The sequence below is a fragment of the Psychrobacter sp. 1U1 genome (assembly GCF_051847535.1).
Classification (GTDB): domain Bacteria; phylum Pseudomonadota; class Gammaproteobacteria; order Pseudomonadales; family Moraxellaceae; genus Psychrobacter; species Psychrobacter saeujeotis.
The window spans coordinates 104754-127875 of record NZ_JBPYDD010000006.1 but is presented as its reverse complement, the minus strand read 5'-3'; the positions used below and the strand labels follow the sequence as shown (position 1 = coordinate 127875).

General features: G+C 45.4%; 16 protein-coding genes. 11 read left to right on the top strand and 5 right to left on the bottom strand.

Annotated features, from left to right (window positions below; genetic code table 11):
• The first annotated feature begins 384 nt into the window (after nucleotides 1–384).
• The 6 genes from ACS8FB_RS10590 (at nucleotide 385) to ACS8FB_RS10565 (ending at nucleotide 9301) form a co-directional block, all read left to right on the top strand.
• Entirely contained in the window at nucleotides 385–2139 is a 1755-nt protein-coding gene (locus ACS8FB_RS10590; RefSeq protein ID WP_439262792.1) for an AMP-binding protein, read from the top strand.
• A 145-nt stretch (nucleotides 2140–2284) separates the two neighbouring features.
• Nucleotides 2285–3895, top strand: a complete 1611-nt coding sequence (locus ACS8FB_RS10585; protein WP_439262791.1) for a carboxyl transferase domain-containing protein — start codon at nucleotides 2285–2287, stop codon at nucleotides 3893–3895.
• Nucleotides 3896–4102: 207 nt separating this feature from the next.
• Entirely contained in the window at nucleotides 4103–4897 is a 795-nt protein-coding gene (locus ACS8FB_RS10580; RefSeq protein ID WP_439262790.1) for an enoyl-CoA hydratase/isomerase family protein, read from the top strand.
• Between the two features lie 56 nt (nucleotides 4898–4953).
• Nucleotides 4954–7077 (top strand): acetyl/propionyl/methylcrotonyl-CoA carboxylase subunit alpha, encoded by a 2124-nt coding sequence (locus ACS8FB_RS10575; RefSeq protein ID WP_439262789.1) that lies wholly within the window; start codon nucleotides 4954–4956, stop codon nucleotides 7075–7077.
• 36 nt (nucleotides 7078–7113) lie between these two features.
• Entirely contained in the window at nucleotides 7114–8034 is a 921-nt protein-coding gene (locus tag ACS8FB_RS10570) for a hydroxymethylglutaryl-CoA lyase (protein ID WP_439262788.1), read from the top strand.
• A 79-nt stretch (nucleotides 8035–8113) separates the two neighbouring features.
• Complete coding sequence (locus ACS8FB_RS10565) at nucleotides 8114–9301, top strand: isovaleryl-CoA dehydrogenase (RefSeq protein ID WP_299218180.1); 1188 nt, start codon at nucleotides 8114–8116, stop codon at nucleotides 9299–9301.
• 232 nt (nucleotides 9302–9533) lie between these two features.
• Here the strand turns inward: ACS8FB_RS10565 and ACS8FB_RS10560 are convergent, their stop codons facing one another.
• A complete protein-coding gene (locus ACS8FB_RS10560; protein WP_439262786.1) occupies nucleotides 9534–10262 on the bottom strand; it encodes a pantothenate kinase in 729 nt (242 codons plus the stop codon).
• Between the two features lie 37 nt (nucleotides 10263–10299).
• The gene (locus tag ACS8FB_RS10555; RefSeq protein WP_439262784.1) at nucleotides 10300–11262 is read right to left on the bottom strand and encodes a biotin--[acetyl-CoA-carboxylase] ligase; all 963 of its coding nucleotides are present in this window, start codon (nucleotides 11260–11262) and stop codon (nucleotides 10300–10302) included.
• A gap of 257 nt (nucleotides 11263–11519) precedes the next feature.
• On the opposite strand from ACS8FB_RS10555, the gene ACS8FB_RS10550 reads away from it, so the two are divergent.
• Nucleotides 11520–12323, top strand: coding sequence for a sulfite exporter TauE/SafE family protein (locus ACS8FB_RS10550; protein WP_439262913.1), 804 nt, complete (start codon nucleotides 11520–11522; stop codon nucleotides 12321–12323).
• 8 nt (nucleotides 12324–12331) lie between these two features.
• Here ACS8FB_RS10550 and ACS8FB_RS10545 read toward each other — a convergent pair whose 3' ends face one another.
• Nucleotides 12332–12631: a DUF4298 domain-containing protein gene (locus ACS8FB_RS10545; protein WP_439262782.1), complete on the bottom strand. Its 300-nt coding sequence runs from the start codon at nucleotides 12629–12631 to the stop codon at nucleotides 12332–12334.
• Between the two features lie 139 nt (nucleotides 12632–12770).
• Between ACS8FB_RS10545 and ACS8FB_RS10540 the strand changes: the two genes are divergently transcribed.
• The 4 genes from ACS8FB_RS10540 to ACS8FB_RS10525 all read left to right on the top strand — a co-directional run bounded on the left by ACS8FB_RS10540 (nucleotide 12771) and on the right by ACS8FB_RS10525 (nucleotide 21454).
• Nucleotides 12771–16727, top strand: a complete 3957-nt coding sequence (locus ACS8FB_RS10540; protein ID WP_439262780.1) for an AAA family ATPase — start codon at nucleotides 12771–12773, stop codon at nucleotides 16725–16727.
• A 216-nt stretch (nucleotides 16728–16943) separates the two neighbouring features.
• Nucleotides 16944–17963: a cell division protein ZipA gene (locus ACS8FB_RS10535; protein ID WP_439262779.1), complete on the top strand. Its 1020-nt coding sequence runs from the start codon at nucleotides 16944–16946 to the stop codon at nucleotides 17961–17963.
• Nucleotides 17964–18143: 180 nt separating this feature from the next.
• Entirely contained in the window at nucleotides 18144–20249 is a 2106-nt protein-coding gene (gene ligA / locus ACS8FB_RS10530; protein ID WP_439262777.1) for an NAD-dependent DNA ligase LigA, read from the top strand.
• Between the two features lie 341 nt (nucleotides 20250–20590).
• Nucleotides 20591–21454 carry a MauE/DoxX family redox-associated membrane protein gene (locus ACS8FB_RS10525; RefSeq protein WP_439262775.1) on the top strand — a complete coding sequence of 288 codons (864 nt, stop codon included), beginning with the start codon at nucleotides 20591–20593 and terminating at the stop codon, nucleotides 21452–21454.
• Between the two features lie 170 nt (nucleotides 21455–21624).
• Here the strand turns inward: ACS8FB_RS10525 and ACS8FB_RS10520 are convergent, their stop codons facing one another.
• Nucleotides 21625–22164, bottom strand: a complete 540-nt coding sequence (locus ACS8FB_RS10520; protein ID WP_439262773.1) for a hypothetical protein — start codon at nucleotides 22162–22164, stop codon at nucleotides 21625–21627.
• Nucleotides 22165–22424: 260 nt separating this feature from the next.
• Nucleotides 22425–22865: a hypothetical protein gene (locus ACS8FB_RS10515; RefSeq protein WP_439262771.1), complete on the bottom strand. Its 441-nt coding sequence runs from the start codon at nucleotides 22863–22865 to the stop codon at nucleotides 22425–22427.
• Nucleotides 22866–23122: the final 257 nt, after the last annotated feature.

Genomic DNA, 23122 nt, shown 5'->3' with positions numbered 1-23122 from the left:
TGTGGTAGATAGATAGCTGTTAACAAACATAAGTCGTTAATTTATAGGCATTAATTTATAAGTGCTATTATTATAAAGACTTACAACTGAATGCTAAAGATATAAAGACAGAAGTGTTAAACACTGATAAAGTCAGCTTTATGCCCTAGTGGTAGCAAGCTGATTTTTTACCTCTGGTTATACTTAATACTGACAAATCAGTAATGGAGGATGTGTCTTTCTTAAAGAGTGCTTTTAAATGATACATATTGTATCGATAATATTGACAGTCTTTCATTTGAAGCGTTACTATAGATAATAATATATGATATAGATTCAAGGATGAAAAATCGGCTTACGGGCTGTTTTTATATAGAATAAAAAGATAAAACGAAAGGACTCGTTATGACACAAAATATTGATTTCGATACTACCCTAGCTAACATTCCCAGCGTCAACATGGGTGCGCGCTCAGTCAATGCGCCACTTTCTCAAAGCTACGACAAAGGTCCTGATGTACCACTGATTGAAGCGACTATCGGTGATTTTTTCGATGCTATTGTCTCTAAATATCCAGAGCGTGAAGCATTGGTCGTTCGTCATCAAAACATTCGCTGGACTTATAAACAGCTGCAACAAAAGGTCAATCAGCTGGCAAGCGCTATTATAGAGATGGGGCTTGAGATTGGTGATCGCGTCGGTATATGGTCTCATAACAATAGCGAGTGGTTACTCATGCAATTAGCGACCGCTAAAGTCGGCGTTATTCTCGTCAATATCAATCCTGCCTATCGTACCTTTGAGTTGCAGTATGCCTTGAATAAACTTGGTTGCTCGGCATTGGTGTTAATGCGCCATTTCAAGACCAGTGATTATACGCAAATGGTGCGTGAGCTGTGTCCAGAGATTTATCATAAAACTTACAATCAGCTGGATTTGGTCGAAATACCGACGATTGAGCGTATCATTTGGATTGATGAGCCGGGTAATGATGAAACCTTTAGTTATATGCAAAGGTTCTCTGACTGGATGAGCGAGGGTGACCCTAACGACCCACGCGTTGCTGAACGGCAAGCACAACTCAAAAATACTGATGCTATCAATGTTCAATTTACCAGTGGTACGACTGGCACGCCAAAAGGTGCGACCTTAACCCACCGTAATATCTTAAACAACGGCTACTTTATCGGTGAGGCAATGAATCTCACTGAAGAAGACATATTGTGTATTCCTGTGCCGCTTTATCACTGTTTTGGTATGGTACTCGGCAATTTAGCCATTTTGACCCATGGCGGTTGTATCGTGTATCCCAACGATGGTTTTGAGCCATTAAGTGTCCTGCAAGCGGTCGAAGAAGAAAAATGTACGGGTTTGCATGGAGTGCCAACGATGTTTATCGCGATGCTTGATCATCCAGACTTTGGAAAATTCGATTTATCCACTTTGCGCACCGGTATTATGGCAGGCTCTAGCTGTCCGATTGAAGTCATGCGCCGCGTCATTGATGAGATGCATATGAGCGAGGTCACTATTGCTTATGGCATGACCGAGACCAGTCCAGTATCTTGTCAGACGAACAAGCACACACCGCTTGAAAAGCAGGTTTCCACTGTCGGACTGGTGCAGCCAGCGCTTGAGGTCAAAATCGTCGATACAGAAACGGGCGAGACTGTACCGCTAGGAGAAAAAGGCGAGCTACTCACGCGTGGCTATTCGGTAATGAAAGGCTATTGGGGCGACCGCTTCAAAACACGCGCGTCCATTCAAGATAATTGGATGCATACCGGGGATTTGGCAACCATGGATGAAGATGGGTACGTCAAAGTGGTGGGTCGTAGCAAAGACATGGTCATTCGTGGTGGCGAGAACATCTACCCAGTAGAGATTGAAAACTATCTTTATCGCCATCCCAAGATTCGCGATGTGCAAATCGTTGGCATACCTGATGCTAAGTATGGTGAAGTATTGGCGGCATGGATTATTCCCAAAGAGCCTGATTGCTTAAGCGAAGAAGAGGTTAAGGAGTTCTGCCGTAATAACATTGCCCATTATAAAATACCTACTCACTATCGTTTCGTCGAAGAATACCCGATGACCATTACGGGCAAAATTCAAAAGTATAAAATTGTTGAGATGATGAAAGATGAGCTGGGCTTATAGTAAGCTTGCTTCTTAGATCTGAAACATTTAGGTTTTAAACATCACGGATTAATCATGTGAGTAACGCTTAAAATAAATACCAGTTAGAATAACTCGCATAACATAAAAAGCTACTCGCATTTACGCATCAAAGAAAAGGGATATCATGAGCGCTATCATAACCAGTAAACTGAGTCCAAACGCTGCTGAATTTCAGCAAAACAGTGCCGCCATGCAAGCGGTAGTCGATGACTTATATGTGCACTTGCGTAAAGTCGTCCAAGGCGGTTCAGAACGTGCCCGAGCTAAGCATCTAGCACGTGGTAAGCTGCTGCCTCGTGAGCGCGTCGAGCGTTTGCTTGATGTGGGTACGCCATTTTTAGAAGTCGCTCCAATGGCAGCGCATGATATGTATGGCGAAGAGATTCCCGCTGCTGGCGTGATTGCTGGTATCGGTCGCATTAACGGCACTGAGTGTATGATTGTCTGTAATGATGCCACGGTGAAAGGCGGAACTTATTACCCATTGACGGTCAAAAAACATCTACGTGCGCAAGAAATTGCCCAAGAAAACAATTTGCCTTGTGTGTACTTGGTGGACTCAGGTGGCGCTAACTTACCTAACCAAGATGATGTATTCCCTGATAAAGAACACTTTGGTCGCATCTTTTTTAATCAAGCCAATATGAGTGCTGCGGGTATTCCACAGATTGCCGTGGTTATGGGTAGCTGTACGGCAGGCGGTGCTTATGTGCCAGCGATGAGTGATGAGTCTATTATTGTTAAAGACCAAGGCACCATCTTTTTGGGTGGCCCACCACTTGTAAAAGCAGCAACTGGCGAAGAGGTCACCGCTGAAGACTTGGGCGGCGGCGATGTGCATACCCGTCTGTCAGGGGTAGTCGATCATTTAGCGCAGAACGATACCCATGCACTATCGATTGCGCGTAATATCGTCAGCCATCTGAACCGTCCTGCCAAGCAAGTTCCGAATCAAATCAAACCACGTCCACCACGCTATGATGCCAAAGAGCTATATGGCGTCATTCCAACGGATAAGCGCAAGCCATTTGATATTAAAGAGATCATCGCCCGTATCGTCGATGACAGTGCCTTTGATGAATTCAAAGCGCGCTTTGGCACCACGCTAGTATGTGGATTTGCGCATATCGAGGGTATGCCAGTCGGTATCATCGCCAACAACGGGATTCTATTTAGTGAGTCGGCGCAAAAAGGCACGCACTTCATTGAGCTGTGTTGTAAGCGTAAAATCCCATTGATATTCCTGCAAAATATCACCGGCTTTATGGTCGGCCGCAAATACGAAAACGAAGGTATTGCCCGTCATGGTGCCAAGATGGTAATGGCAGTGGCCAACGCGAAAGTGCCGAAATTTACCGTCATCGTTGGCGGCTCATTCGGCGCTGGTAACTATGGCATGTGTGGCCGTGCTTATAGCCCACGTTTCTTATGGATGTGGCCAAATGCGCGTATCTCTGTCATGGGCGGCGAGCAAGCAGCATCGGTATTGGCAACGGTCAAGCGTGATAATTTTGACCGTAAAGGCGAGGAATGGAGTAGCGAGGATGAGGCTGCATTTAAAGAGCCGATTCTTGATATGTATGAGAAGCAGGGCCATCCCTATTATGCGACGGCGCGCCTGTGGGATGATGGCGTGATTGATCCTGCTGATACTCGTAACGTACTGGCTTTAGGTCTTAGCGCTGCCTATAATGCACCGATTGAAGAGACGACTTATGGGGTCTTTAGAATGTAAGAATTTTAAGGTCTGCCCATAATAATTTACTACTGCGTCAACCTTATTTGAAGTACGATTTGTACATCTACATTCGGTTTCCTTGTATTAATATTATTATGGATTGACTAAAAGTTTGATTAAGTGTCTTTTAATTAATTATCTATAAAAAGATACATACATAAGAAATATAGAGAAAGTTACTATAAAACATTGAGATAACCCTTTATGAATAACTATAAAAGCCTATTGGTTGATATTGAGCAGCACGTAGCGACGGTGACGTTAAATCGTCCTGAGATACGTAATGCCTTTAATGATGAAATGATTGCCGAGCTGACCGAGGTTTTTACCACGCTTGGCGCTGATGATAATGTGCGAGTCATCGTGTTAGCGGCTGCCGGCAAAGCGTTCTGTGCGGGTGCCGATCTTAACTGGATGCGTGCCATGGCAGATTATAGCTATGAAGAAAATCTAGCGGACGCTGATAAACTCGCGCAAATGCTTAAAACTATCTATGAGTGTCCTAAGCCGACAGTTGCTGCTATTCAAGGTGACGTTTATGCAGGTGGTATGGGTCTAGTGGCTGTTTGTGATGTGGCTATCGCCGTTAAGATTGCGAACTTTTGCTTGAGTGAAGTGCGTTTGGGACTAGCCCCTGCAACGATTAGCCCTTATGTTATTAGAGCGCTAGGTGCTAGAGCATCACAGCGTTATTTCTTAAGTGCTGAAGTGTTTGATGCCAAAAAAGCGCGTCAGCTTGGTTTTATCCACGAGCGAGTCAGCGAAGAAGTATTAGATGAGGCAGTGGCAACATTCTGTGCCAAGATGGTCAAAAACAGCCCCGATGCGGTTAAAACTTGCAAGCAGCTGTTGCATGATATTGCAGGCGCGCCTATTAGTGATGACTTAATTGCCGATACGGTAAAAGGCATTGCTGATATCCGTTCATCCACACAAGGTAAGGAAGGCGTACAAGCGTTTTTGCAAAAACGTAAGCCTGACTGGTTGACGGTAGACTAGCCGCAAACAACGATAGCCAAGACGACAAATAAAAATGACAAGACACAGGGATAGTTATGTTTTCTAAAATTCTAATCGCCAACCGTGGTGAAATTGCCTGCCGGGTGGCCGCGACTGCCAAGCGTCTGGGTGTGAATACCGTCGCTGTTTATTCTGATGCTGACCGCGAAGCCAAGCATGTCGCTGTCTGTGATGAAGCGGTTTATTTGGGTGGATCGTCCCCGAAAGATAGCTATCTTAAAGGCGATGCGATCATTGCAATTGCTCTCGATGTTGGCGCACAAGCGATCCATCCGGGTTATGGGTTTTTGAGTGAAAATGCGGATTTTGCGCAAGCCTGTCAAGATGCAGGTCTGGTCTTTATTGGTCCATCTGCCGATGCGATTCGCGCCATGGGCGGTAAGTCTGAGTCCAAGCGTTTGATGGAAGCGGCAGGCGTGCCACTGATACCGGGTTATCATGGTGACAATCAAGATGCCCAGTTTTTAAAACAGCAAGCAGATGATATTGGCTATCCGGTATTGATTAAAGCCAGCGCTGGCGGTGGCGGTAAAGGCATGCGTATCGTAGAGCAGGGCAGCGACTTTATTGACTTGTTAGATTCATGTCGCCGTGAAGCGATTACCAGCTTTGGTAATGATCAAGTATTGATTGAAAAATACGCCCTCAAACCACGCCATATCGAGATCCAAGTATTCGGTGATACGCACGGCAACTATGTGCATCTGTTTGAGCGTGATTGCTCGGTACAGCGTCGCCATCAAAAGGTGCTAGAAGAAGCACCAGCGCCAGGCGTTGATGAGGCTATGCGTAAAGCGATGGGGACAGCAGCGATAGAAGCCGCGCGTGCCGTTAGCTATGTTGGTGCAGGTACGGTTGAATTCATCGTTGAACAGCGCGAAAGCGCTATGAGTTTTTATTTCATGGAGATGAACACCCGTCTGCAAGTTGAGCATCCAGTCAGTGAGGCCATTACTGGTGTAGACTTGGTTGAATGGCAACTCTTGGTCGCGGCAGGTCAGCCATTACCAAAAACGCAAGATGAGCTTGCGATCAATGGTCATGCGATTGAAGCGCGTATCTGTGCTGAAAATCCTGACAATGACTTCTTACCAGCGACAGGTACTTTATTTACCTATCAAAAGCCTGAACATAGTACCTTTATAATTAATAATGACAGCGCAGGCGTGCGCATCGATGATGGTGTACGCGAAGGTGATGTAATCAGCCCGTTTTACGACTCTATGATTGCAAAGCTTATCGTTCATGCGCCAACGCGCGAGCAAGCATTGGCGAAACTCGATCGAGCACTGGGACAAACGCGCATCGTTGGTTTACCGACGAATGTGGCGTTTTTGCGTTATATTCTTAATACTGAGTCATTTAGTAAAGCCAATCTTGATACTGCGTTGATTGAACGTGAGCATGATGAGTTGTTTAATCAGCATCCGCTTGAGTTATCGACGCTGGTTGTGACTGCTATTACGCAGCAGCTTGCCAGTGAAGGCGCTGCCCAAGGTACAGATGCAGATCCATTTAGTAAGCCTACTGGTTTTCGTGCTTATAACGATTATACAAGATCGTTTAGCTTGGGTTATGATGAGCAATCTTATAGCGCTCGTATTAGCAATTGGCACAATGCACATTATTCTGACAGCAAAAAGGGTGCTGAAAATACCAGCAGCTTTACATTGATTATTGAAAAAGAGATCGCAAGTAACGATACTCAAAATAATGTTAATGTAGCCGCTCAGACAGAAAGTATTTATGAGAGTGATGTGAGTTATGCCAGCAGCGACGCACATAATCATACTTTATGGATTGATGGCGCACGTATTAGCGCTCAAAGTTGGGTACATAATGAGATCGTTTATGTGTTCACCGACAGCGGTCGTGACGAGATTACGCTGATCGATATCATGGCGCACGTGGGCGAAGAGTCTGCAGCGGTCGGCAGCTTAAAGTCACCAATGCCAGGTCAGGTAGTGGCATTTAAAGTAGAAGTCGGCGACACAGTCAAAAAAGGTGAGCCACTCGCTGTTATTGAAGCAATGAAAATCGAACATACCATTACCGCACCGACTGATGGGGTAGTGGCAGAGTTGTTATTTGCAGCAGGTGACTCAGTGGCTGATGGTGATGAGCTGCTCCGTATCGATACCGAAGCTAGTGAAGCTTAAGAACCGAAGTATAAGGACGATAAAAGGATAATAACCATGAGCCATTCGTATCCAGACCATGTCAGAATCGTTGATGTTAGTCCACGTGATGGCTTGCAAAATGAATCAACGACAGTACCGACTGCAGTGAAGCAAACGCTTATCAACGATTTAATCGCAGCAGGGGTGAAAAAGCTGGAAGCAACCAGCTTTGTCTCGCCAAAATGGGTGCCACAAATGGGCGACAACAGTGAGCTGATGACCGCGCTTGCAGATAATAGGCGTGATGACGTTATCTATTCGGTACTGGTACCAAATATGCGCGGTTTTGAGAATGCCATCGTGCACCGTCCTGATGAAATCGTAATTTTTGGTTCAGCCAGTGAAACCTTTAGTCAGAAAAACATCAATTGTAGTATTGATGAAAGTATTGAACGTTTTGCCCCCGTTGCCGCTGCGGCAAAAGAGCATGGCATCAAAGTGCGCGGCGTTATCTCTTGTACGGTCGGTTGCCCCTATGAGGGCGAGATTGACCCAAGCCAAGTGGCGTACGTGACCAAGCGTTTGGTTGAGATTGGTTCAGAGCAGATTGGTATTGCCGATACCATTGGTGTTGGTACTCCGTTGAAAGTACAGCGCGCGCTACAAGCCGCTTTAGAATATGCTGATATAGCTATGCTATCAGGCCATTTTCATGATACTTATGGTCAAGCCGTTAGTAATACCTTGGCCGCCTTACAGATGGGCGTCAGCGAATTTGATACCTCAGTGGCGGGGCTTGGCGGCTGTCCGTATGCCAAAGGCGCAACGGGCAATGTCGCAACCGAGGATGTCGTCTATATGCTGCATGGTATGGGCATTAGCACTGGCATTGATTTAGATAAATTGGTCGTAACAGGTGAGCGTATTAGTGAGTTTCTCGGTCGCCGCAATGGTTCTAGCGTGGCACGTGCGCTGATTAATAAGCGTCAGTCCTAACTAAATGCACTGAAGATGTAATGGCTCTAAAAACAGATTAAAATTTAATTATTAAAACATTTATATACAAGGAATAGTTATGAGTTTACCTGGATTAAATTTTCAGCTTGGCGAAGATATCGACGCGTTACGTGATGTGGTACAGCAGTTTGCGGCTAATGAGATTGCCCCGCGCGCGGCTGAAATTGACAGTAGCGATGAGTTTCCAATGGATTTGTGGCAAAAGATGGGCGACCTAGGTCTGCATGGTATTACCGTTCCTGAAGAGTACGGTGGTGCTGATATGGGCTACGTCGCCCATATGGTCGCGATGGAAGAGATTAGCCGCGCTTCTGCATCCGTCGCTCTAAGCTATGGCGCGCACTCAAACCTATGTATCAACCAGATTAAACGCAATGGTAATGAGGCACAAAAACAAAAGTATTTACCAAAATTAATCAGTGGTGAATTCGTTGGTGCACTTGCAATGAGTGAGACGGGCGCTGGCTCTGATGTGGTCAGTATGAAACTAAAAGCAGAAGAAAAAGACGGCAGCTACATATTAAACGGTAGCAAAATGTGGATTACCAATGGTCCTGATGCAGACGTGATGGTTGTTTATGCTAAGACCAACCCTGAGATGGGCGCCAAAGGTATGACGGCATTTATCGTTGAAAAAGGCATGGAAGGCTTTGGTACAGCACAAAAGCTCGACAAACTAGGCATGCGCGGCAGTCATACCGGTGAGATGACCTTTAACAATGTTGAAGTCCCTAAAGAAAATATCTTAGGTGGCGTTGGTGAAGGCGTTAAAGTACTGATGAGTGGTCTTGATTACGAGCGCGCAGTATTGGCCGCAGGTCCTATCGGTATTATGCAAGCAGTGATGGACAATGTCGTCCCTTATATCCACGACCGCAAGCAGTTTGGTCAAGCGATTGGTGAGTTTCAGCTCATTCAAGGTAAAGTCGCAGACATGTATACCATCTTGCAAGCGGGACGTAGCTTCTTATATACTGTCGGTAAAAATCTCGATATGCTAGACCAACGCGGCGCAGGTCATAGTCGAGAAGTACGTAAAGATTGTGCCAGTGTGATTTTATGGTGCGCTGAAAAAGCCACGTGGATGGCGGGCGAGGGCATTCAAATCTTCGGTGGTAATGGCTATACCAATGAGTATCCGCTGGGTCGCTTTTGGCGTGATGCTAAGCTGTATGAAATCGGTGCAGGTACCAGTGAGATTCGCCGTATGCTGGTCGGTCGTGAACTGTTTAACGAGACTAAGTAAAAACTATTGAATGTTCGTTGGATATTAATTTCAAAACAACATCGATACATTAATATCCTCGTGCTAATGGGCTAAATTTTTCTTGCTTGCTGTTCGCAGGCGTGACAGAGGCTGTGAAAACTCATCCCATTAGCACTCTGTATGGGTTTGAAATCGAACAGGCTATAACAAAAAAGCAGGTCGCTCAAAACGTCCTGCTTTTTTTATGTCTATTTTCTATCTTATAAAATCATTATGTCTGTTTGCTATGGTCAAAATAGCGTGCCAGACCATTTAATAATAAATCATCACGCAAGCGCACTGAACGGTTGACGTGCTGGGCGATAATGGATGCATCGCCGCCAGTCATGATCACTTCAAAGTTGGGATGGCGACGGCTAATCTCATTGATCGCCCCAACGATAGATAGTAAGATACCGCGATGTACCGCATCTTGCGTGGTGGTGCCCTGACTGACGCTATCAAAAGTACCGTTAGAGATGGTGATTTGCTTGGTACCAGAAAACAATGACTCACGCTGCAAGTAAATACTGGGGAAAATATAACCGCCTAAATGTGTCGCGTGATCAATCAAATCAATTGTCACCGCTGTACCGCAACCAATTACACATTGACGTTTTTTCTTATCGACCGCGCCCAGCATCTGTAACCAACGATCACAGCCAAGTTGCTCATCATTATAGTCGCTACGCATCAATGGGTGCGCCGCATCGACATGGACAAACTCAAATGGGATGTTTAGACGACTCAGCGTTTCTGTTACTTTGGCGTTGAGCTCGTCACCCAGTACAGACGAGATACCGATAAAGTCAGGTGCATAACGTTCAAAGCGATCGGTTAGACCCATGAGTAATTCGGCAGGCGCTTGCAAATGCTGCTTGGCATCGTGTGCGACTATCTGCCCGATATCATCAGTGAGCCAGTATTTAAGACGGGTGTTTCCAAGATCTAACCAGAGCATAAAAATCCCTTTATATAGTGCTCGTTAAGTATGTGCTCTAAGCCTCACGAGTTACGTCAATACGGCCCGTAAAAAGCGCAGAAATCTTACCGTTATCTTCACGCAATTGCAAACACCCGTTTGTATCGATACTGCAGGCATGACCAGTCACCACATGCGCTTTATCATCATGGTCTTGAGTCACACGTAACCGCAGACCTGCCAGTGCATCCATCGTCGCAAATTCTTGCAAAAAGCTGTCCAGATAATAAGTGTGTCCAGTTGGCTTTTCTATCCCAAAGTGCTCAAAGCGCGTCATCGCTGCTATCAACGCTTTGCTCATTTGTTGATAAAGCGTTTGTAAGGTTGGTAGATTGATATCGTTGCTCTTATTATTGGTATCTGCTTTCAGCATCGCGTAAATGTCTTGTAAGCTGATCGCTTGATAGCTCATGCCTTCGCAAGTTTGCGCGGTTAGCTTTGGTGCAGCTTGTACATTGAGTCCAACACCTATGACCACACCGACCAATTTACCTGCTTTCCATACGGGTTCAATCAAAATACCGGCAAGTTTATTAAATTGAATAATTTGGGTGTCTAGTGTGGCTTTGTTTGATTGAGATTCATCTGGTTTAGGCAGGTTTTGATAAAAGCCCAAGTCATTGGCCCATTTGACGCCAATAGGGGTCAAACCTTGCGCGCGCAGCTGCTCATTTAACGTTTGGATAATAGGCATTTTTGCCAGCTCGACACCGACGAGTAACGATAACAAGCCGCTAATGGATGTATGCACTGGATGGTATAACGACAGATAGACATTGCCGCGCGGTGATTGCCATGAACGCCCCCGTTGCCCACGTCCTGCGCTTTGAGTCTCAGCCGTCAATAGATGTAATTCAGTGGCGCTCAGTGTGTCATCTTGGACACGTTCTATCAGCTCAGTATTGGTAGAGGCGCTGCTGATTACATGACAATGCGTAAGCTCAGATAAATAGACGGAGGTGCTGGCTGATGACGGCATAAATTTAGTCACTGTAGTTAAGGTCGTATGGGTAATCTTTGGTATACTGGCGCTTGTCTTAAGTAGACAATATAAGACAAACAGCATAAAGATCGGCTGAGAGTTTGGCAAATGTAATATGGTCGATTATACCTATTTAATACCTCTGATTTAGCTTGAGAGTATGCGCCAAGTAGACAGGCAAAAAAATAAGAAGACAAAAAAGTAGTCAGGCACGACAAAAACATTCAAAAAACAAGCAAAAGGCCAATTCGATGATGTTGTATGTATGGTTTGTGATTGCAGGAGCGTTTGCGGGCGTCAGTGCGGGTTTGTTTGGCGTCGGCGGCGGCATGATTATCGTCCCAGCATTGGTGTGGATTTTTACTGCCTATGATTTTTCACCTGCAGTCGTTACGCATTTAGCGATTGGTACTTCTCTTGCGACCATTGTGGTGACTTCTATTAGCTCATTGACTGCACATAATAAGCGTGGCGGTGTGCGCTGGGAAGTATGGCGCAAGATGGCATTAGGCTTGGTCATCGGTAGTCTAGTGGGTGCAGGCATCGCTGATATGATTGATGGCAAGGTATTGCAGGCCATCATTGGTGTTGGCGCATTATTGGTTGCATTAAAAATGTTGTTTTTATCCAATAAAGAACAATTGGGCAAGCCGTTACCGCCAGCTGGCGTTCAATTTGGCGCGGGGACAGGGATTGGTATGGCATCGTCTATCTTTGGCATCGGCGGTGGTAGTTTGACCGTACCGTTTTTAAATTGGGCAGGACTGCCAATGAAGCAGGCGGTCGGTACTTCAGCGGCTTGCGGTCTACCGATTGCATTGGCTGGCGCGGCAGGATTTGCATGGTTTGGTCAAGATGTGGTCAATCTACCTGAGGGTACGATAGGCTTTGTCCATGTCACAGGATTTATATGTATTTCAGTCGTTAGCTTCGCTATGGCAAAAGTCGGTGCCAAGCTTGCCCATGTATTACCTGCGCTCACGCTTAAGCGTGCCTTTGGCGTGTTGCTATTATTTGCAGGCGGGCAATTATTGTTGAGTGGTATTGGGGTGATTTAGGGCGATTTTTACTTCTTATCAATCGCATCAAGCCCCAGACGCATCCACTTTCTTGCTAACTCATCATGGTCGCTGAGCATACTCCAAAGCGCATCTTCACTAAAGATTGAATACTCTTTACCTGAGTATTCAATTGGCATATCCGCTTCACGATCCGTCATCCATTGCGGATTTAGATAGTAGTCTTTTAATTCGTTTTTCAATGCTTCAGCTTTTAAGAACTGCTGTTGCGCCTCAAGCTGTTGACGATGTAGCTCACACCATTCTTCATATTTTTGTTGTAGTTCTTGCGGGTTATAATCAGTCATCTGAATTTCCTTAATTTTTAGTGTTTATATGAATTATATAGATTTTAAGCCATATTATAGCATTCCTCACAAACCCTAAAAACTCGTCACAATTTCAGGTAGAATAGCCGCCTGTTTTCGCTAAGTTCACTGACCATTCATGCGTTTAAAATCTCTTAAGCTGGCAGGCTTTAAATCCTTTGCCAATCCAACGACTTTTACCTTCCGTCATGGTATCACCGCCATCGTCGGGCCGAACGGCTGTGGCAAATCCAACGTCATCGATGCCATTCGCTGGGTGCTGGGTGAGACCTCTGCCAAGCAGTTACGCGGCGGGGCAATGAGTGATGTCATCTTTGCTGGTACGCAGGATAAATCTGCCAAAAGTGTCGCCAGTGTCGAGCTGACTTTTGAGCACACCCAAGATGAGCAGACGGGCATTCGCCATGAGTTTAACCTCTATCAAGAACTGTCTGTACGCCGGCAAGTAAATAAAGAGGGACGTTCAGACTATTTCATCAATGGCACGCGCTGTCGCCGCCGTGATGTGGTCGATGTGTTCTTGGGCACGGGGCTTGGCGCGCGCAGTTATGCAGTCATTGAGCAAGGTATGATTGGGCGAATTGTAGATTCTAATCCGATGCAGCTGCGTGAGTTTATAGAAGAGGCGGCAGGGGTGTCGCGCTATCAAGCGCGCCGAATAGAGACGCAAAAAAAGCTCGAGAAAACCAAAGACAATCTTGCACGCCTGCACGATATGCAAAGCGAGCTGGTCAGCCAACAAAGGCGCTTATCTAAGCAAGCTGCTAGCGCTGAGCGTTATGAAGAGTTAGCCTTAACGCTTGCTGATATCAAGCAACAACTAGCGATTCAGCAACTGTATCAAGCTAAGCATACTCAGCAGCAGCAAAAAATCGCCCATGAGCGTAGCGCTAATGAGGTCATCACACTACAAGCAAGTTATGACGCGCTAAAAGTCAAGCAAGATAAGCTTGCTGCGCATATCAATCAAGAACAGTGGCTAAAAGACGATGCGCAAAGCAGCCATTATCAGCAGCAGCTAAGCTACCAGCAAGCCGAGCACCAGCTAAGTGATGCCAAGTCACAGCTAACCGTTATTGAACAGCAACGAGTCGGCTCAGAGCAGCAGCGTGAGCAAGCAGTCGATGAGATTGAGCGTTTAAAAGCTGAGCAAGCCACGCAGCAGAATGTGCTAGAAGAACTGCGTCCGCAGCTCGATGAGCTGAGCAGTAAGCGTGAAGCACATAAACGCAATGAGCAACCCTTGCAGCGCGCCTACCATGATGCGCAAAATAAGCTATCACGACTGCAAGATAGTCATCGTGCGCTTGAGCAGCAGCAAGCTATTAATGCTCAAGCGCAAAAACGGCATCAGCAAAACCATGATAAGTGGCAGCGCCGCCAGCAAAACTGGCAGAATCTATGGCAGCAGCTACAGCAGTCATTATCACCAGTTGCCAATACTGACAGAGCTAATGGTAATGGGCAAGAGCAGACTGATGCGAATAATTTGCAGCGCACGTTAGACACGCAAGTTGCTAAGCTAAACAAACAGTTGCAGCAAATTGAGCGCCAATACGATAGCGTCGATGAGCGGCTGTCTGAGCTACAACCACAAGCGCATGATTTACAGCAACTTTTAAACAAGCAGCAGCGCGAGTTGAGCGAGCATGAAAAACGTCACGCAGTTTTAGCAAGTGAGTACGATACTCTACACCAGATATTACATCCTAAGCCTACGCCAAAATCGCAACAGCAAGCATCTATTTCAGGAACTGACAATTTAAAAACTGATTTAGAAAGTGAAATAGCCAACGACTATAATAACTTAGCTATCACCACCTTGCGTGAGCACATTGAGCTCAGCACCAAAGGTCAGCAGTACGCAGAGCTACTCGATAGCGTATTGGCATTATGGCTGGATAGTCATGTGCTGGTCTCTAAGCAGTCAAGTACTAAAAAAGTTAACGTCGACGTTCAAGAAGCGAATAACTTATGGCAAGCGCTTGAGCATGACTTAACGGATTTGTTTACTTATCAGAATGTGCAAAACGAACAGATTAATAAACAGGACAATTCTTCAATAGAAAATGGCCATAGCTTGTGGCTATCTACTAAACAAAATGATGTAAACGCAAAGCCAATTATCAACGAAGTGCCAAGCACTTTGATTAATAAAGTATTGCCTTTATCACAGCTGATTAGCGCCCCCAAATTAGCACTTTGGCAGCACTGCTATTTATATAGCGCTCAACCTGAAATTAATACTCAGCAAACGTTAGAAGACTTGACTGAGATTTTAAAAGTGTTGCCATCATCCGCTATTTTACTAACCTCGGACGGCTGGCTTATCAGTCGCCAAGGTACGATGAATCTTAGTAAATTTATTGGTGCGCAAGATGGTCAAAATGATAGCAATAGTCAATTCTTAAGCCAGCGTTTACAGCAGCGCAGCCGTCTACAAGCGTTAGAAGATTTGCTTGATGAGTTTGAAAGCAAAATACAAGCGCAGCAAAAGACCATCGCTAATAACCAGCGCAACTATGATGCGTTAACGGTCAGCTTAGAAGAAACCCGCGCGCAAGCGGAGCAATTAACGCGTGATAAATACAACTATCAGCAGCAGCTCACCACGCAGCGTGCTACTGCTGAGCGCTTGCAAGCGGATAGCCTGAGGCTAAATGCGGATAAAGTTTCCCTTGAGCAGGAACAACAAGAGCTGGCACAAGAGCAGCAAACCCTCAATCATGAACAGCAGCATATCCAAAGTGAGATAGCGGCGCTGACACCAAAAATAGCGGATGCTCGGGCATTGAGTCAGCAATTGCAGTCCGAACGCAGTGAGCTAAATCGGACGCGTCAAGCAGACGAGGACGCTTGGCAAGCCTTGCAGCTGCGTATTCAACAAAACGAGATGCGCTTAGAGCATAGCGTTAGTAGCCTTAACCGTGTAAGTGCGCAACATAACAAGTCGCTACAAAGTGAACAACGTCTAAAGGTAAGTTACGAGCAGCAGCAAAATAAACTGCCAGTACTACAATCGGCATTACAAACTGCGCAGACAGCACGCGATGAGCAGCAAGCAGTATTAGCAGAGCGTGAGTTGGCATTAACGGCGCTTAAAGAGGCATATAGTCAGCAGCAGGCAGAGCTAGAGACGCTACAGCAGACATTGCAGACTCAGCAAAGCGAGCTTGCACATCACGCCACTGAGCTGGCATTAAGTGCAGCGCGGTTAGACGATTCCAGTACTCATACGCAAGAGGCTTTAGAAGCTTATTATAGCGTGAGTCACAAATATAAGGCCGATGAGAACTTATCACAGCAGCCCCAGTTAATGACGAGTGTCTCAAATTTATTAGCGGATTTTATCGCGCATGATCGCCGCGTGCGCCCTGACAAAATCGCTGAGCTTGAGCGTGAAAAGACGAAACTTGAGCAGCAACTGAGTAAGATTGGTGCGGTCAATCTCGCGGCAGTGGCAGAGTTGGCGGAAGTCAATGAGCGCTTAGAGCCACTCGCGCAGCAGACAGTAGATATCACAGCCAGTATGGAGACATTGAGCAAGGCAATTGCCTCTATCGATGAGACCACTAAGACCTTGTTTATACAAACGCTTGACGCGGTCAATAACGAGCTTGCCAATTTATTTGCCAAAGTCTTTGGCGGTGGGCAAGCCAGCCTAACGTTAAATACTGATGATATGCCTGCCAATGCACCAAAATCAGAGCAGTGGCGGGCTGGATTAACCTTAATGGCGCAGCCAAAGGGCAAGCGTAATAGTCGCCTTGCCGTACTTTCGGGCGGTGAAAAAACCCTAACCGCGCTGAGTTTAATCTTTGCGATATTCAAGCAGCATCCAGCACCGTTTTGTGTGCTTGATGAAGTTGATGCGCCACTTGATGATGCCAACGTCGCTCGTTTTACTAGCCTCATTCATGAGCTGGCAGACGATTTGCAGTTTATCTTTATTAGTCATAATAAGCTTGCAATGCAAATTGCCGATGAGCTGAAGGGTATTACCATGCCAAATGCTGGTATCTCTACTTTAGTGAGTGTTTCACTCAATGAAGCGGCCAGCTATATCGACAATTAGTATAAATAATCGATATTAATCATTGATAACTGGTATCGGATTTTATACAGACTTTAGTATTATAGTGAGTGCTGAGAGTGTAACGTAACGCAACTATGTCGCGCTGACCATAAACAATTACTATATGGTGACGAGGTTAGTCAGCCATGCTAGACTATTGCCATTTATTCCATTTTGTGTATTCCCTTTTATCATAGTTATTAGGATGTATTTCTCATGACCGCTATTCAGTTTGTTTTGATTGCCGTTGCTGCATTTGTTGTGCTTGCAGGCCTGTTTATGGTCATTCGTAGCTTTAAGCGTCGGAATGGTACGGAGGTTGCGGTAGTCAATTATGATAAAAATGGTATACCTATCATACCGCGTCACGAGCGTAATATTGTCGATCAACCAGATTTTGATGATACAGTTCCAGGTGAGACCACCATTGCGCCCAATCGTGACTATCTCGATGCGGTTATCGAAGATGAGCCGTTGACCGAGACCCATACCACTGTCGATGCACAATTGACTCAAGGTCGCGGTGAGATTGGCGTGGATACTGATGACAACAATGATGAAGACTATACGCGCTGGCAAGCTGAGCAGCAACGTGCAGATAATGCTGAGTTTTCAGAAGCAGCTCGCCACATGCAAGCTGGTAATGAGCAAGAGCTTGATGCGTTTTCTAGCCTTATGTCAGCGACGGATAGCTTGATGCCAGTGATTGATACGGCTGAAGAGCCAAGCTTTGATGACAACAGCCCGATACTAGATCAGCATCTGTTAGAGCCTGTCGATGAAGCGCAAAATGGCCCACTTATCAATGCCAAAGACAATATCAACATTTCTATCTTGCCGCGTCAGTACCGTGATCGCCCTGTAGAAATCATTCGTGGCCGCGATTTATTGGCTTTGATTGATAAATATGGCCTACGCTTTGGGGCCATGAATATGTTCCACCGCTATGAGCAAAAAGACGGCACCGGCATGCTGTGGTTTAGTATGATGGGTATCACCGATAGTGGTATCGCGCCGTTTGATCCGCATAGTGTGGCGACTAACACTTATAATGGGGTGGTAGTATTTTTATCACTGCCGCATCCACAAGCGCTGCGTAGCTTTGATAGTATGATGAGCATTGCTTATATGATGGCGGATGATTTAAATGCGCTGATACTTGATGAAAACAATGAATCGATCACTCCTGAATATAAACAACAATTGCGTAATCAAGTTCGCGACTATGAAATCTAATAAATATTGAAAATCAAACCGTACCAGTAGTATCTCAACAGGCAAATAAGGTAACGCAGATAGTATATTGATGTTACGTTATTTGCCTTTTTCAATCGTCCTCATTTTCTGTAAAACTCTATCCGAGTAACCTGCAAAATTGTTATCATATCGGCATCTTGAATTGTAAAGACGCCGACTATGACTGACCCTATCGCACCGACCACCTCTCAAACCCAAACCAATCAAAAAGTAGCTTCACAACCTTCGATTAATTCTGATGCTCATCACGACATCATCACTCAAATGCGCACGCTTATTGATGCCATCAAGACGCACAATTATGCCTATTACGTGCTTGATAACCCTGTTTTAGACGATAGTGAATACGATCAGTTACGTCGCTCTTTGCTTGAGCTTGAAGAAGAATATCCAGATTTGGTGCAGCCGGACAGTCCTATCAATCAAGTCGGTGATACGCCGCTGTCGGCATTTACTCAAGTGACCCATGACATTCCAATGCTGTCGCTTGGCAACGTATTTGATTATGACGAGCTGCATGCTTTCATGCGCAGGATCAACGACCGTCTGAGCGATGCACAGCAAAATCCTGAATACGAGATGGAGCTTAAGCTTGATGGGCTTGCAGTCTCACTAAAATATGAGCACGGTAAGTTTGTGCAAGCAGTCACGCGCGGTGATGGGCAAACGGGTGAAGACATCACTCAAAATACTAAAACGATTCGTAACTTGCCACTTTGGCTCGCTGATGCCGCTGATATCCCACTATTAGAAGTACGTGGTGAGGTGCTGATGCCTAAGGCAGGCTTTGAGCGTCTTAATCGCCTTGCCGAAGAGAAGGGCGACAAAACTTTTGCCAATCCGCGCAATGCCGCGGCTGGTAGCTTGAGGCAACTTGATCCAAGCATAGCCGCCAGTCGTCCGCTAGCTTTTTATTGCTACTCGGTAAATCAAGGTCTACCTGAAACTATTGAGACGCAATCGGCCGCGTTGGCTTGGCTTGGTGACATTGGCTTTAGTGTCAGTGCCGTACGAGTGGTAAAAAACCCACGCGAAACTCAAGAGTACTATGAGTCTGTGATTGAAAAGCGTGCCAAGCTACCGTTTGAAATCGATGGTGTGGTAATTAAAGTCAATAGCTTAGCCTTACAACAGCAGCTTGGATTTTTGTCACGTGAGCCGCGCTGGGCAACTGCCTATAAATTCCCCGCCGAAACCGTCATGACCCGTCTGCATACTATCGAATGGCAGGTCGGGCGTACGGGACAGATTACCCCAGTTGGTAAATTAGAACCCATCAAGGTTGGCGGCGTCACCGTTAGTAATGTGACTTTGCATAATTTTGGTGAAATTCAGCGCTTAGATGTGCGTGCAGGCGATATGGTCAGCGTACACCGGGCAGGCGACGTCATTCCAAAAGTCACGCGCGTCTGGCATGATCAGCGTCCAGAAGACTCTGAGCCAGTTAAGCTACCCTCTACTTGTCCTGTCTGCGACTCACCTGTCATCCTGCCAGAAGATGAAGCGTTGGCGCGTTGTACTGGCGGACTGTTTTGTCCCGCGCAGCAGACCGAGGCATTGATTCATTTTGTCTCGCGTCGGGCGATGGATATTGATGGTTTAGGCGAGCGTTGGCTTATTAGCTTTTTTGAGCATGGACTTATCAAAACCGTCGCTGATATCTATCAATTGCATAACCATCAAGAAGAGTTGATTACCCTTGAAAAGTTGGGTGAAAAATCCGTACAAAACATCATCAGCGCTATCGAGGCCAGTAAAAAGACCACCTTAGCCAGATTTATTTATGCGCTGGGTATTCGCGGTGTGGGTGAAGGTACAGCACAAAACCTCGCCCAACAATTTGGTGATCTTGATAGCCTGATGACAGCCGATATGGACGCGCTTATTGAAACTCCTGACGTTGGCGCGATTACCGCTGAGCTTGCCCATGAGTTCTTCCGTGCCCCGCACAATATCGAAGTCATCACTGCACTACGTGAGGCTGGCGTCCATTGGGATAAAGTTGAGCAAGTCGCATCAGAAGGGCTACCACTCGATGGGCAAACGTGGGTCATCACCGGCGCGCTCGATAGCATGGCGCGTGATGAAGCTAAAGCAAAACTACAAGCACTCGGAGCAAAGGTTGTTGGTAGCGTTTCTGCTAAAACCACGGCGCTACTGGCAGGGGAGAAGGCCGGCTCGAAATTAACTAAGGCGGAAAAATTAGAGGTTAAGGTGGTGGATGAGGATGAGTTTTTGAAGATGGTTGGGGATGAGAACCGTTAAAAAATTGCACTGCTAACTGCGAGCATGGCTCTTGTCTTGCGTCGGGCAAAACAGTGTTTTGCTTATTCCTCCTCAGGTTCGCAAGTGCAAATCCCTTAGAGGGGATTTGCTGGTTAGGTCATACTTTAATAACATGCTCGTCCCTCGCACACCAATTATAAATTAGAAACGTAGGGTGATTTAGGCTTTAGCTAACTCACCCTATAAAACTCTAAAAGCCAACCAATCTCTCACCACTAACCCCAATGTTATTACCCTCTAAAAATCAATAACATACGCTTACCCGCAAGCATTGCGCTCTTTTTTATAATGGATTGTACAATTGTAAAAAGGAGTAAATCATGCCCGCAGACAACGATAATAATAACGACGCTGAAAAAACCAACACCAACTCTATCAGCCAAGACAAGCTTGATTTTCTCATCAATAAATTGCCCGGTGAGCATGTCAACGGTGACGGCAAACGCGCCATCATCTTCCGGATGGTAATGGAAGATCATCTATGTCCGTTCGGATTAAAGTCGCTGGACGCGCTCAAGCATGCTGGCTACGACATTGTCGATCGCCATATCACCACACAAGACCAAAACAGTTTAGTCAAAGATACATTGGGAGTTGAAACCACACCGCAAACCTTTATTGAGGGCAAGCGTATTGGCGGCAATGAGGAACTACAAGTATTCTTAGGCAATAGCGAAGCCAAAAGCAATGATGACACTACCTATGCGCCCATTATCGCCATATTTTCTGTTACCGCTTTAATGAGCTTGGCTTTATGTTGGGCACTATCAATTAGTGTATTGTCCATGCAAGCTTTGATGTGGTTTGTTGCCTTATCTATGTGTGTGCTGGCCATCAAAAAACTTGAAGATTTAGAAAGCTTTACGACTGGGTTTTTGGGTTACGATTTATTGGCCAGAAGAGTCGTGCGTTATGCTTATGTCTATCCGTTTTTAGAAGCCATTGCTGGTATTGCCATGCTTGCTGATCAGCCTTGGCTCAATCCGATAGCGGGTATTATAGCGTTAACGATTGGTTTGATCGGCGGCGCCTCAGTGATCAAAGCGGTTTATATTGATAAGCGAGAGCTAAAATGTGCCTGCGTAGGCGGAGATAGTAATGTGCCATTAGGGGCTATCTCATTAACTGAAAACGTGATGATGGTAGGTATGGGTAGCTATATGCTTATTCGTGCTTTGCTTTAGTAAGTAGTTTTTAGGAGGGTGCGCTTTGCGTACCCTCCAATATTAGAAAATCCTTAAACTTTTATATCAGCCTGCCAGATAAATAAGTACTTTGCTCGACATAAAAATGAAAAACTTGCTTCAGTAAAACTTATGGCGGATAGAGCTTACTAGTGACCATTCTAAACCTCTTATTGTGGCATCTCTCCATGCACCTCAACATCACCTTTCTCACCATCCGGCTGAATCACGATGGGTAACACCAGCCCTTTAGCAAAGTCATCGGATAGCACATAATCATAGCTACTGGCAGCGACATCGGGCGTAGTATGAATGATAAGCTTCATATCTTTACCATCAGTCAGCTCATGAGAAGTATAACTATCGCTGACTTGATCAAGCACCTTTGACAGTGCTTCGTTACTTGCCATGCTCACGGTTAGGTTATGCTGAGCGGTCGCAGCGTCCACTTTAAAGTAGTCCGCATAATCAAGGACGTTTTGACTATCGATTGCAAACGGATACTTATAATTGGCGCGATCAGCAGGCTTTTCACCGCTATCTATTAATGACCAGTCTATCGTATCGACTTCTGATGCTGATGAGTTTGCCGTGGCTGTTTGCGTGGTTTGGTCGGTAGTATCAACAGAGTCGGTGGCGTTATCGCAGCCTGTTAGCGCCCATATACTTGTAGTAGCGATTATCATCATACTTATTAGGCGCTTCGTCATCGACGTATCCTCTTTATTAATCATAAATTTTTATATAAGCGCTATTTTGACAGCTTTCTTTTGGCTTCTCTAGCGGAATAAAGCAAAATATCTTTTCTTATCTTAAAAATATGGAACACAGCATAGTGCCATCTATCAAACCATCTAGACCTAGACGCATAAAAAAACAGCCATCTTTCGATGACTGCTCTCGGTTCGCTGTTTCTTATTTTGTTTTTATATCGTTTAAATGCGCAAGGTTAACGATTCAACCTTAACCATTATCTACCGATCTGGCAGTTTACTTGATATTCTTTACCATCAGCCCATTTCATGGCTAGGATACCTTTATCGCCTTTCATATGCCATGCATAGACAACTTCTGGGTTTGACTCATTGACATAACTTGCCGTATCGCCCTCTACGCCGCCATTTAAAATAATTGGCTGCTCTGACCAGTTCACTTTAGGTAGGGTGGCAGTCAACATCACTTGTTTTTTATTGATAGATTGTTTTGCAAGGATTTGACTATCATCAGTACAAGTATAAGGTGCCGGTGCCATACGATCATAGGCTGCATCAGTTACGCTTTCTGAAGTAGGCGTTGTCGTACTTGGCGTGGTAGGAGTGTTTGGTGCGGTAGGCGTAGGCGCGGTAGTAGCACAAGCGCTAAGTAAAGCAAGGGCAGGTAGAGCAGTCGCAATCTTAGTTAAGGTGTTCATAATTTTCTCCAAAGAATCAAATCATATCGTTTATTTGTATTTAACAATGCATTAAGCATATAGCGCACATATTAGCGAAAGTAGAGCTTGTAGATTGTTAGAAATTGTTTGCTAGCTGTTATTCACGTTACGTAATCGCTGGTTAATGTAATTTTACTCTCAGAGTATTTTAATTGGCCAATTCTGTACAACAGACGTATGTACTGCATGAACTACTTTGATCAAAAAAGCACTTATCGACTGGGAAGCCAATAAGT